Here is a 12201-nt window from a genome sequence, read left to right as displayed (position 1 = left end):
TAGACTTTCTTTACGAATCCAACGAATAATTCTTTTTTTTCGAAGAATGTTTAATTTTACCAAATGGACGTCACTAAGCGATTTAACAGAATCCTCACCATCTACTTTCAGTTGCAAGCCAAGCCCGTTGTAAAAGCGCAGGATCTTGCCGCGCAATTTGAGGTTAGCCAACGGACAATTTATCGAGATATAAAGGCTTTGGAGCAAGCAGGTATTCCTATTTATGGCGAAGCCGGTACGGGATATGGCCTGGTGGAAGGATATCGTTTGCCTCCAACTAAATTTTCGAGGGAAGAAATATTAACCCTTGCTGCGGCCGAAAAGTTGATGCAGAAATTTGTTGACCCTGATCTATACCGGCATTTTACCTCCGCACTTAACAAAATTAAGTCCTATCTGCAGTACAGCGATAAGAACGATATTAACGTTTTGGAAAAAAACATGTTGATGGGGTCACTGGCGCACCGATTCAATGCAAATGTGCCCGCAGCCCTGTCCACATTATTTGAGAGCATCGCGCAGCGCAGGGCGGTGACTATGGGTTATCAGAATAGTTTGTCTACAAAAGCAACGCAACGGGAAATCGAACCCGTAGGCGTGTTTCATCAGGGAGCCTATTGGTATTTTATAGCGTATTGCCATCTCCGAAAAGACTATCGACAATTCCGTGTCGACCGTATCCAGGAAATTGATTTATCGCCTATTCCCTTTACCAGAGAGCATGAACCACTTTCGCATTATCTGAAAAAGGAAGAGCCTACGCAGGTAACGACCATCCGGATTAAAGTGCCTTTAGCCTACGCACGTTATATGGAATGGGAACGGCCCTATTACGGATTTCAGTCGGAGGAAATTACCGATGACGGAGTTACGATGACTTTCGCCTGCAAAAATAGGGAGCATGAATTTGCGCGCTGGTACCTTATGTACGCCGATCAAGCGGAGATTTTAGAGCCGGAAGAACTTAGAGAGCAAGTCAAAACATTACTGTCTAATATTAAAGTTTGATTACAGATTTTCAAAAGCCTCCACGCTATTACAATAACGCGGAGGCTTTCTCTAAACGAGGATATTTGACGCTCGCTCTTAAGGTCTCTCCCAAAAGAAGGGGGGCTCAATGCCCAATGCGCGAAGGTATACGAAACCCTGTGCCCGATGGTGAATTTCATTATCAATAAAATATAACAAATTACTGTAGATAGGGAATTTGTACTCACCGAACAAATTGTGGGTCTGGTGGAAATCTTCTTCTTTGATTTGACCGAACAATTCGATGATTTTAGGCGTATCGCTGTCCCATTTCTTTAGAAGATCTTCCTTGGTGTGTAAAGCCAATTTGTGGTTGTAAGGCTGCTCGTCTCTTTCTACGATCCCGCGTAATCCAGGTTCAGCAATAGATAATAATTCCATCACCAGTTCCGAAAACGGACGCATACCCCCAATCGAGAACTCAAAAAGGTCTTTTTCCGGAAATTTTTCTAGGGTACGGCGGGTTAAATCTCGATGCCCTAACCAGTGTTTTAAAAACTCGTCTTTTGTTAAAATTGCTGTTGTTTCCATACTGTTAAATAATTTAAAATCAATAAATAATCGTTTATTAACACCGTTATAACAGCAAAATTAAGCGGCGCTTTGACAACCCTATGTCAGCAGTACCTGTATATTTTCGGTTGATTTAAAAAGACGAAAAATTAGTTTTACATCATAAATATTGTATATTTGCTTCGCCTTTGGAAAGGTGTCAGAGTGGTCGAATGAGCAGACCTGGAAAGTCTGTATACGGGATGACTGTATCGAGGGTTCGAATCCCTCCCTTTCCGCAAAAGCTTTAGTCGTAAGATTAAAGCTTTTTTCGTTATATTATAGAGCTTTTCGAAAAATTTAGTTGGAGGGATGAGAACCCTCGGGTTCGATTCGAAGAAGGTTCAGGGTAGTGCAGGGGGCAAGCGGGGCTGAACCAATCCCTCCCTTTCCGCAAAAGCTTTAGTCGTAAGATTAAAGCTTTTTTCGTTATATTATAGAGCTTTTCGAAAAATTTAGTTGGAGGGATGAGAACCCTCGGGTTTAAAAAAAAGAAGCCAATCAACGATTGGCTTCTTTTTTTGACGAACGTTCTATCTAGAACAGTTCGCCGACCATACCCGTCCATCACGCGCATACGCAATATTAAGACTTGACTCGGTGATGCGAATGGTTCCGATCTCTCCATCGTCAAAAACCAGCGTGCTATTATCGCCTTTTTCCATTACAATATCCCCTAATGTGGGTATACCGTCAGAAAAATTGAAGGTGTAGTTGTTGCCAACTTTTGTGACGGTAACCGATCCGTTAGATTCCGATACATCGTCCCCATCGTCCGGACCATTATAACCAACAGAACCTTCGTATTTTCCTAGAAACAAATCATTGTCAGCAGGATCATCGTCTTTGCTACAAGAACTAAAAGCGATCAAACTGATAAATAACAAACTCAAAATTTTAATACCTGTTTTCATATATTTTAAAATTAGTACACATTAATTGTCACTCTACTGTTACAATACGGATGCCATTTCCGGTGCCGTTAACAAAAATTAACGTTCGCCATCATTGGTCATTGCCTTCTTTTTTGCTTGTTCGATTTCTTCAGCAATATCTTGTTGAAGTTCGGCTTGACTCGTTAGCATCGCTATTGTATCTTCTCTCCACTTGTCGGTGTGGGAAAGCATATATTCAAAAACGGCGCATAGTGCTTCTTCAGTTTTCGCGATGACCTGCATCACCGGCTCACCGGATTCGGCATCGCTGAGCAGCGGTCGCCGTTCCTTCCAAAGAGCATATAGATCGCCTGCGACCCAATCTGCTTCCGAAAAAGCATGGTCTTCTTTAGCCAGCACACCGTTAAGTTGGGATATGAACTGCTGCGTCAATTGCATGGCGTTCTCCAAGAAAGCAATCAGACCGACATCTCGATCAGCATCTAAAGCGGAGATAGTAGCACGGTAAATATCCAGTCGTTCCGTAAGAATCGGGATAAGGTCCCACAAGGGTTTTGCGTGTATAGTTGTGTCGTTTTTCATAAAACAAATAAGATATTGTCTATCCAGTGAACAATTTCATAGGGATTCAGTTTCTAATAAAGGAAGTATTCACATATCGTGTTACAATTAATAGAAATTAAAATATGGAAACCAATCTCATTACAATGGAACAGCTCGATAAGGTTGTGGAGCGGGTAGAAGAACAATTTCAAGCATATTTCACTTCGGAATATTCAAAAGTAAAATCGTTACGCGATTGCTTTTTCAAGCCAGAGATTTATGAAGAAGAAGACCTAGTAAGCCTCGACCAAGACGTATTTGTACAACTCCCCGAAGAGATACAGGCAAAAACACATGAGCTCATCGCATCATTTACAAAAGTAGATTAATCGTTTCATCGCCCAGGGTAAGAACTTTTTCTATACGAAAGAGTTCTTATGGTATGGAAGAAAAATTACCAGGGCGACCGATAAAAATTATTAAAAGTGTAGAAAACAAAAATTCCGGTGTTTTCTCCGAAGAGGTATATAAAGTCTGTCCGAATGATAAAGAGGCATTGCGGACTTTAAAAGAGATCGAGAAAGTACTGGTTGCCGATGTAAACTACGAACTTGTGCATCCCTTAAAAGACTATTCGTCGGTCTCTTTTATGAACGTACATACACAAGAAGAGATCCGTTTCTTTACCGAAGATTAACATACGCTAATCTGCCGGCCTGACATCTAGTGAAATTTTATAAAACGTTAATAATCAGTTTCGATTAAAGAAATACGGACGAGCTATTTTAGTAGAAACAAAACGTCTACTATATGATCAGAATAGCCTTTTTTGCAGAGATTTTATTTGAAGAATACGATGGTGCAGCCCGAACCATGTTTCAGATCATCAATCGCATAGATAAAGAACGCTTTACTTTCTTTTTTATTTATGGAACAGGCCCCGAAAAAATAGAAGGACATGAATCACTTCGTGTCCCCACATTAAATACCGGGTTAAATGCAGATTATAGTATTAGTTTACCGACCCTGGTAAAGGGGCATATTAAACAGCGGCTCGATGCTTTCCAGCCCGATGTTATTCATATTGCAACCCCTTCCTTGTTAGGTTTTTTCGCACTGCGGTATGCGCGTACGCGACGCATATCAACCATTAGCCTTTATCATACCAATTTTCTTTCGTACATCCCTTATTATTTTCGTAAAGTACCTACGTTGATCAAACCCGTGCAGCGATGGATGACCACCGCCATACGACGGTTTTACAATAATTGTGATGTCGTGTACGTTCCATCCCCGACCATGCAAAGGAAGCTAGAAGGCTTAGGTGTGGAAAAAGAGAAGATGACCTTGTGGCAACGCGGTATTGATTTGAAGCTTTTCCATCCTACAAAACGGGATGAAAACTATATCCGCGCTATTACCGGTAACGATAAGCCTAATATTTTATTTGCCAGCAGGCTGGTGTGGGAGAAAAATGTCCATACTTTGATGGAACTATACAAGCGGCTTCAGCAGTCTGGATTACCACATAATTTTATCGTAGCAGGAGATGGGGTAGCGGGAGAGGAGATGAAACGACAAATGCCGAAAGCTATTTTTTTGGGTACATTAACGCACGATGAACTTTCGAAGTTATATGCCTCATCCGATATCTTTGTTTTCCCGTCTATTTCCGAAACCTATGGAAACGTCGTTGTAGAAGCCATGGCATCCGGTCTACCTTGTGTTATCGCAGATGGAGGGGGAAGTGCAGATTTGATACGTCATGGCCAAACAGGCTATAAATGTCCGCCCCGGTCGGCTGACGATTTCCTAATTTATATCCGCATGTTATTATCGGACCCTACGTTACACGGGTTTATCCGTGACAATGGCCTAGCTTACGTCCAAAAGTTAGATTGGACGAATCTCGTTAACCGCTATTTTGAAGAAGTGACACAGCTAGGACTCCAGTCTGGCAAAAACATGGTTTGGGCGGCGAGCTGATGTATAAAACAAGCTTCAAGGTTTTAATTCTTGTTTGTATTGCCGTTCCTATAACGATATTCATTCTTCAAGTAGACTTTAAGATCGTTTTAGAAGAGCTGCGCAGGGTCGGTGTCGGTTTTTGTCTGATACTCTTGGTAACCTTTGTCGCCTATCTGTTGGGTACGATAGGCTGGTGGATCTGTTTGGGATCCGAACGTACGGGCATTTCCCTGTGGCAGCTGTTCGGCATACGGCAAATTGGAGAAACAGTGGGGCTTTACAACCCCTCCAGTATCGTTGGAGGAGATATGCTGAAAAATGAATTGTTGAAACCACATGGCATCTCGAACAGCGGCGCATCCACATCTGTCGTTGTATCTCGTGTGGCTGCGGTATTATCGCAGCTATTACTTCTTATGCTGTATTTATGCTGGTGGGCGGCAACCGAAATTAACCTGCTGACACCGTTTTGGTTAGGTGGTTTATTTATCCTTATTGCATTGTTGCTGTTGGTGAAAATTGGTTTTTTTTATTTGCTCCTTCGGTATCGATCTCCATCTGTAGCGACTAAGCAAACATCAACTAATTTATGGCAACGCTTCCGGAGTGCCATTTACCAATTGATTGGGCAGACACAGATTTTTTTTCAGCAGCATAGGAACTTGTTTTGGTGGTGTTACGGTTTCTTTTTTCTCCATTGGTTAGTAGGAGGCTTAGAGTTTTATATCATTCTTCGCTACCTGAATTACCCGGTACAGCTCATGCAAAGTATTGGAATGGATATGGGCGTGGTGTTTTTTAAAAGTTTAGGCGCATTTGTACCGGGACAGGTTGGGGTAGAGGAGTTGGGGAATAAAGTCATGTTATCAAGTATAAGTATCCATGCCGCTAGTATATGGGCGACGGTGTCGATATTGCGCCGTGCTCGTCAGCTATTTTGGATATTGGTGGGTGTGGTCTGTTATGTTTTTGTCCGGAAAACCGATACACTTAAAGTTTTCAGACATGGAAATACTGTTCGTCAGCCATAAATATCCACCAGCTACCGGCGGCATGGAGAAACAGAGTTATGAATTGATTGAAGGAATGCGTGCGCATGCCACCGTGCGAAAGATCGTATATACTGGCGAAGAAAGCTATCTGCAGTTTTTTCGCAAACTAAACGGCCGCATTTTAACGATGATTCATCGATACCCTCAAATCAGTGTTATCCATTTTAATGACGGCCTGATCGCTACGATGAGTCTTTGGCATGTAGGATACAAACATTTGCGCAGCGTAGTTACCTTTCACGGTTTAGATGTCGTTTTTCCGCTCAAAATTTATCAGCGGTTTATTTTACCGCGCTTTAATCGCTACGACCATATCGTTGCGGTCAGCCGGGCGACGGCCACTGCGGCGATTTGTCGCGGTATCGATGCAAAGAAGGTATCTGTCATCCCAAATGGGATTGATCATCAATGGAAACCTGAAAATAATAAAGTAGCTTGGATACAGTTTTGCCGTAAATATCAATTGCCTGCGCATAAAAAAATGCTCGTCACATTAGGTAGACCCGTAAAACGAAAAGGATTTTCGTGGTTTATCCGCGAGGTGCTCCCTATGCTTCCTGAAGATTATCACCTGGCCATGGCCGGCCCGCTTTCTAAAAAGCCGTCAAAAGCAGATAAATGGATTGCGCGTTTGCCTAAACGGTGGCAGATGCTGTACATACTTTTTATGGGATATCCTTCCGATCAGGCTGCCATATGTAGCTTGCTAAACGATCCTCGCTATGCCGATAAAATTACGCATCTGGGTAAATTGCCTGCCGAGGAACTGCGGATTCTGCTAAGTCATAGCGAAGCGTTTTTGATGCCTAATATTCCTGTAGAGGGCGACATGGAAGGATTTGGCCTAGTGTGCTTGGAAGCAAGCGCTTGTGGCGCGTGGGTATTAGCTTCCGCTATAGAAGGGATTACTGATGCGATACAGCATCAAAAAAATGGTATACAAGTAGAACCTCAAAACGCGCAGGCCTGGGTGCGAGCCATTCAAGACCGCAAATCCGATCAGGATCAACAGCTGCGCGATACCTATCGAGCATACACGCTGCGTCAGTTTAGTTGGGAAAAAATGGTGGACGATTACGCATCGTTATTTCGCGCATTAAAAGGCATAAAAAAAGAGGCTACAAAATAGCCTCCTTTTACTTTTATCGTATCAAACAATATTAAACGTTTTCTTGATTTAATTGTTGTTTGTAGATTGCTTTTTTACGTTGGGTACGACGAGTGATTGATTTTTTCTCGTATGCTTGACGAGAACGAAGTTCACGTAATACACCAGTTTTTTCAAATTTCTTTTTGAAACGTTTCAACGCTCTGTCTAAAGATTCTCCTTCTTTTACATTTACGATAATCATGCTGTTAAATACCTCCTTTCGTGCCCTTTTATTTTTTTTGTGTGTGCAAAGATAGATAAATAAATTAGATATAGAAAGAAATAGTAAATATATATCTGTGTTTTTAACTACATTTTTGACAGCCAAGTATATACAAGTTTTGGTCACTTAAACTTAATCGATATGAAAAGGAAAGACATCCCGCTCAATATATTATTTTTCATTTTTTTGCAGATAAAATTTTGTTTTCTCCCTACAAATATCGATAATTGCATCGTCAAAACGGAACGACTATGTTCTTTTTGATAGGTTTACAAAAGCCTGCGCCTATAGCTCAGTCGGTTAGAGTAGAAGACTCATAATCTTTTGGTCCCTGGTTCGAGCCCAGGTGGGCGCACTTTCGTAAAAGTCGTTTTTTCGCAAGGAAAAACGGCTTTTTTTCGTTTATTAAGGCACTTTAGGAGCATGTGCCCTACGCCGAGTCGGATACCCCGATACGGTGTGATTTGCATAGTTTTTTGTTGAACTTCACGTAAAACCGTTACAAATACGTTACGGAAATTTTTGCGTGCTAATTCGAATGAATTATGGCAACCGTTAGCGCCAAGGTGTTTGAGCACCACAAGAAAGCCGATGGAACGTACAATGTAAAAATCTGTATCCATCACAAAGACCAAAGAAAGTATCTTGACACGGTACACTTCGTTGTCAGAAAACAGTTGACCAAGAGTAACAAGGTCAAAGACCCGTTTATCGCCGACAAGGTCGAGCAACAATTGCGAGACTACCGAAAAGAGATCAGTGAACTAGATGACCGGCTGGATTTTTTTACGGCTGAATCGTTACGGGATTATCTCCGTGACAAAAATGAGGACATCGATTTCATCAAGTTCTGCCAGCAGCACATCGAGATTCTGAAAGGTGAGGGACGAACAGGCACGGCAAACAACCATCGAAAAATCCGCAACAGTCTGGTCGATTATTTTAATCGGTCAGCCGTATCCATCAAGGAAATCAACTCCAATATGCTGCTTGCATACGAGCGTTACCTACGGTCAGAAAGGACAATGACACGGATCAACCAATTAGGAAATGAGGTTATCACGAAAGAAAAAGGATTGTCCGATAGCGGTTTGCACAACCAAATGCGAGATCTGCGTACCTTGTTCAATGCCGCAAGGGATCACTATAACAATGAGGACCTCGGCATCTACCGCATCAAACATTATCCGTTTAAGAAGTACAAGATCGGCTCTCCACCTCTTACCAAGAAACGGAACAACACACTTGAACAGGTTCTGACTATCCGTGATTGCGTGACCAAACCCGGAAGCCGTGCAGAATTGGCAAAGGATCTTTATATGCTTTCGTTCTACCTTTGTGGCATAAATGCCGTAGACCTGTACCAAATAACAGAACGTGACGTTAGAAACGGACGTTTAGACTATAACCGTTCCAAGACACAGGGCAAACGTAAGGATAATGCCTTTATCAGTATTAAGATTGTCGATGAAGCTAAACCTTTATTGGAAAAATATTTAGGGAAATTGCGTGAACGCTATTCAAGTGCAAATGCACTTAATTGGGCATTATGTAAAGGCATGGAGCAATTACGCAAGTTGACTGGCATACCCGAACTAACGTTGTATTGGGCGAGACACACATTTGCGAACACGGCGAGAAACGATTGCCGTATGAGCAAAGACGACGTAGCTCTTGCACTCAACCACGTTGACGAGGGAAACCGTACAACGGATATTTACATTGCCAAAGATTGGAAGATTGTGGACGACGTACAGCGGAAAGTCATTATGCAGCTTAGAAAAGTCGAAATTAAGGCGATGAAAAAAGTACAAAAAGAGAACAAAAAGGAGCGCATCGCTGCCTAATGAACTTAACCGAATTACATGGGGATCAACCTCATGTAATTCTTTTTGATTTAAAAACGTAAATTTGAAATACTATGAGAACTGTAATTTGGTTTTTTATTACTTGTATCATTGCTACATTTGGATATTTCGCAGCTTTGAGTATGCAAAACCCGTGGCCGGGTTACGCGGTGGCTTTTGGTGTCTGGGCGATTTTTATATGGACAACGACAAAACCGAGAAAACGGAGACGCTAATATATTAGGTGGTGATATGGTTTACTATTTCACCACCCAATTACTTTCCTCTCTGATATTCTGTACTCCATTATCATCCAACCATTTTTTAAAAGCATCCTCGTCATCAGGAGTAAATTTTACAATATCCCCATCATTCAGCATTAAGGTGAAATCTTTAAGAATATACATATACTTGAAAACTTCCGATGCGGAATATTCAAAATTTGGAAAGTATATCGAGGCTGCCATTTTGTAAAGAATTGATTTCAAATCATCATGCTGCCGTCTTTAAAAAAAGCGTAGGCAACAACTTACAGCACTGAGGTCTTAGGAAACCCAACAACAATAAGTGCGCCCACGCCGTAGCATGAGCGTTTTACACTTGTTGTCCTGCTGTTTTGAAAGTTCCTAAGTTTCAGTGCCGGACTCAAAGCAAAACGCTTCAAGAATATCTTTACACAAAGGTACTAATTAACTCTGTTTTAGTGAAAGGTAATATCATCGGTGGTCAAACCGTCACAGGAGGAAAAGAAAATGGCGACCGAAAGCAATTCGATACGATATTGTTTAAACAGGTAATTTGAAATAGAAAGCCTTTCGCCAGGTTATAGTATCGATTGTAAGATTGGCCTAAAAATGTTTTAATACGAAGTACAAAGCCATTTTAAAAACTGTTTTAGTTTTCAAATCGATAATAACTTTTGATTCGAAATGTGATACTGTTTCGATATTGTTCCCTCCATATCAAGAGATAAACTACAACGCTAAGAAAAATGGTATAAAACATTATTCTTGTTACTCTATACCCAAATAATAAACCACTCTCGCACTAAAAACTATTTACTATTTTGCATTGTAATTCTAAAGAATTGAATATTAGTTGTTATAATCAATATCCAGATTGTGTTTGTATACTAAACCATCCAAATTTAATGCAGAGAATTTTGCCTTTTTCATCTTGTTACCATCAGGATCTATAGCAAAATTTATGGCTGTTCTAAAATCTGCTTTTTCAAGATTCGTATTGGAAAACCTCGCAGAAGTAAGATCGCAAGCCAAAAATTCTGAAGCAGTCAGGTCGGCTTCGGTAAACTCCACGTCTTTCAATGTACAATTTTTAAATATGGTCTTTTTCAACTTTGTTCCAAAAAAATTACTGTAATCTAAATGGCAGTCTGTAAATGAAAAAGAGAAAGCGAACTTACTACATCTTGTGAAATCCATGCCGAGCATTTTACAACTAATGAACACAGCGTTACGAAACCCTGTTCCGTCGATGTCGGCCATTGAAAAATTACATTGTTTAAATATACAATCTTCGAAGTCATTCTCTTTCAGATCACTTTTGTTGAAATCACAACTTACAAATTCACATTGTACGAACTCTCTGTTTCTTAATTTTTTTTCTGAATAATCAATACCTGAAAATGTTTTGTTGGTGTGAACGACTGTTTCTTCCATTTATTTTTAGTTTCAATTGATATTAGTGACTTAAACTTTTCGAGAAAAAATTCATTACAAATACGCCTGATACGATAAGCACAATCCCTATGATGGCAGGTATATCTAACTTTTGCTTGAATACCAACACTGAAATTGTCGCTGTTAGGACAATTCCCAATCCGCCCCAAATAGCATAAGCAACTCCCAATGGAATGTACCTTAAAGCTTGTGCCAAAAAATAGAAACAAATCATATAAGCTATGGCAACAATGGTAGTAGGGAGCCATTTAGAAAATCCATCTGACGCTTTTATAAAAGATGAACCGACAACTTCAAAAATTATAGCTAATGCTAAATACAAATATTTCATTACTTATAGGGTTTTGACATAGTTCATAATCCGTTTTTTATCTTTTTCAGAATAGGTATGTGAATTCATGTTTTCGCCATACCAAATACCATCTGCAATTAGATAAATAGCCAAACTTTTGGCGCTCATTTCACCTTCGGGAGGTATAATATGTTTATTGTACCATTTGTTCCATTCTGTTCTGTATTTGGGATTTACCAAAATAGCCTGTAGAACTATTCGCATTGTTATTTGATAACTTTCATCTTTTCTTTCGTTCAATACAAAATCCAAATATGCCGTTGCCCCTTCCTTATCAGGATGCTCTTTCTTATATCGCTCTATCCAGTTTGTCAGTTCCGCTAAACTTTCACTCATCAACTCGTCCAAAAGCTCTTCCTTATTCCTGAAATGATGAATGATTCCGCCTTTACTCAATCCAATACGATCAGCAATGGCTTGAAAAGTAACTTGGCTCCAGTCGGTTTCAGAGCCAATATCTGTAGCAGCATCTATAATTGATTGCCTGTTCAATTCCGGTTCTTTCTTTCTTGTATATTGATTGCTCTCTCTCATAAAAAAATATTTTTTTCAAAGATACCGAACGATTGGTTTGTTTCAAAAAAAATTCTACATTTGCATGTCGTTTAGACAAAAAAACGACTTCTGAACAAGGATAATATGGATAACAATTTGGATGCTGTAAACAATAATTGGGATATTAATGTACGTTTTAAAGCGTTACGAGTGTCTGCTGTAAGCATTATTCACTGCTATTCTCTTTCTTCTTCGGATAGTCCCTTTCTACCTGAACTTTTCGGATGCACATCAGAAATTAACCCAACATTGCCGCAGGTCGCTCCATTGGTCGCCTTCTGGTTCGTACTTTATTAAAATAGTCCCGTCAAATCAAATGCCATTAGTCGGTACA

16 protein-coding genes and 2 tRNA genes are annotated in these 12201 nt (G+C 40.4%); 10 read left to right on the top strand and 8 right to left on the bottom strand.

What is annotated here, in order from left to right; genetic code table 11:
* Positions 1-63: 63 nt before the first annotated feature.
* On the top strand, positions 64-1008 hold the full coding sequence (locus LKO28_RS02390; RefSeq protein WP_227693022.1) for a helix-turn-helix transcriptional regulator: 945 nt from the start codon (positions 64-66) through the stop codon (positions 1006-1008).
* Between the two features lie 78 nt (positions 1009-1086).
* Here the strand turns inward: LKO28_RS02390 and LKO28_RS02385 are convergent, their stop codons facing one another.
* Positions 1087-1560 carry a DinB family protein gene (locus LKO28_RS02385; protein WP_227693020.1) on the bottom strand — a complete coding sequence of 158 codons (474 nt, stop codon included), beginning with the start codon at positions 1558-1560 and terminating at the stop codon, positions 1087-1089.
* Between the two features lie 172 nt (positions 1561-1732).
* Between LKO28_RS02385 and LKO28_RS02380 the strand changes: the two genes are divergently transcribed.
* Positions 1733-1820 (top strand) — tRNA-Ser (locus LKO28_RS02380).
* A gap of 294 nt (positions 1821-2114) precedes the next feature.
* Here LKO28_RS02380 and LKO28_RS02375 read toward each other — a convergent pair.
* Positions 2115-2495 (bottom strand): hypothetical protein, encoded by a 381-nt coding sequence (locus tag LKO28_RS02375; protein WP_227693018.1) that lies wholly within the window; start codon positions 2493-2495, stop codon positions 2115-2117.
* Positions 2496-2573: 78 nt separating this feature from the next.
* The gene (locus tag LKO28_RS02370) at positions 2574-3059 is read right to left on the bottom strand and encodes a hypothetical protein (protein ID WP_227693012.1); all 486 of its coding nucleotides are present in this window, start codon (positions 3057-3059) and stop codon (positions 2574-2576) included.
* Positions 3060-3163: 104 nt separating this feature from the next.
* Between LKO28_RS02370 and LKO28_RS02365 the strand changes: the two genes are divergently transcribed.
* The 5 genes from LKO28_RS02365 (at position 3164) to LKO28_RS02345 (ending at position 7169) form a co-directional block, all read left to right on the top strand.
* Entirely contained in the window at positions 3164-3409 is a 246-nt protein-coding gene (locus LKO28_RS02365) for a hypothetical protein (protein ID WP_227693009.1), read from the top strand.
* Between the two features lie 53 nt (positions 3410-3462).
* Complete coding sequence (locus tag LKO28_RS02360; RefSeq protein ID WP_227693007.1) at positions 3463-3717, top strand: hypothetical protein; 255 nt, start codon at positions 3463-3465, stop codon at positions 3715-3717.
* 113 nt (positions 3718-3830) lie between these two features.
* The gene (locus LKO28_RS02355; RefSeq protein ID WP_227693001.1) at positions 3831-5006 is read left to right on the top strand and encodes a glycosyltransferase family 4 protein; all 1176 of its coding nucleotides are present in this window, start codon (positions 3831-3833) and stop codon (positions 5004-5006) included.
* Complete coding sequence (locus tag LKO28_RS02350; RefSeq protein ID WP_227692999.1) at positions 5006-6019, top strand: lysylphosphatidylglycerol synthase domain-containing protein; 1014 nt, start codon at positions 5006-5008, stop codon at positions 6017-6019. The genes LKO28_RS02355 and LKO28_RS02350 overlap by 1 nt, the downstream gene beginning before the upstream one ends.
* Complete coding sequence (locus LKO28_RS02345) at positions 5994-7169, top strand: glycosyltransferase family 4 protein (protein WP_227692998.1); 1176 nt, start codon at positions 5994-5996, stop codon at positions 7167-7169. The genes LKO28_RS02350 and LKO28_RS02345 overlap by 26 nt, the downstream gene beginning before the upstream one ends.
* A gap of 31 nt (positions 7170-7200) precedes the next feature.
* Here the strand turns inward: LKO28_RS02345 and rpsU are convergent, their stop codons facing one another.
* A complete protein-coding gene (rpsU, locus tag LKO28_RS02340; RefSeq protein WP_227693537.1) occupies positions 7201-7392 on the bottom strand; it encodes a 30S ribosomal protein S21 in 192 nt (63 codons plus the stop codon).
* Positions 7393-7694: 302 nt separating this feature from the next.
* Here rpsU and LKO28_RS02335 point away from each other — a divergent pair.
* Positions 7695-7768 (top strand) — tRNA-Ile (locus tag LKO28_RS02335).
* A 190-nt stretch (positions 7769-7958) separates the two neighbouring features.
* Positions 7959-9260, top strand: a complete 1302-nt coding sequence (locus LKO28_RS02330; RefSeq protein WP_227692996.1) for a site-specific integrase — start codon at positions 7959-7961, stop codon at positions 9258-9260.
* A 260-nt stretch (positions 9261-9520) separates the two neighbouring features.
* Here LKO28_RS02330 and LKO28_RS02325 read toward each other — a convergent pair whose 3' ends face one another.
* From LKO28_RS02325 to LKO28_RS02310, 4 genes are all read right to left on the bottom strand, one after another.
* Complete coding sequence (locus LKO28_RS02325; protein ID WP_227692995.1) at positions 9521-9727, bottom strand: hypothetical protein; 207 nt, start codon at positions 9725-9727, stop codon at positions 9521-9523.
* A gap of 627 nt (positions 9728-10354) precedes the next feature.
* On the bottom strand, positions 10355-10939 hold the full coding sequence (locus LKO28_RS02320; RefSeq protein WP_227692993.1) for a pentapeptide repeat-containing protein: 585 nt from the start codon (positions 10937-10939) through the stop codon (positions 10355-10357).
* Positions 10940-10961: 22 nt separating this feature from the next.
* Positions 10962-11291, bottom strand: a complete 330-nt coding sequence (locus tag LKO28_RS02315; protein WP_227692991.1) for a DMT family transporter — start codon at positions 11289-11291, stop codon at positions 10962-10964.
* Positions 11292-11294: 3 nt separating this feature from the next.
* Positions 11295-11846, bottom strand: coding sequence for a TetR/AcrR family transcriptional regulator (locus LKO28_RS02310; protein ID WP_227692989.1), 552 nt, complete (start codon positions 11844-11846; stop codon positions 11295-11297).
* 105 nt (positions 11847-11951) lie between these two features.
* On the opposite strand from LKO28_RS02310, the gene LKO28_RS02305 reads away from it, so the two are divergent.
* Entirely contained in the window at positions 11952-12164 is a 213-nt protein-coding gene (locus LKO28_RS02305) for a hypothetical protein (RefSeq protein ID WP_227692987.1), read from the top strand.
* The last annotated feature ends 37 nt before the right edge of the window (positions 12165-12201 follow it).

It is taken from the genome of Sphingobacterium sp. FBM7-1 (assembly GCF_020687765.1).
GTDB lineage: Bacteria > Bacteroidota > Bacteroidia > Sphingobacteriales > Sphingobacteriaceae > Sphingobacterium.
This window is presented reverse-complemented; position numbering and strand designations above follow the sequence as displayed.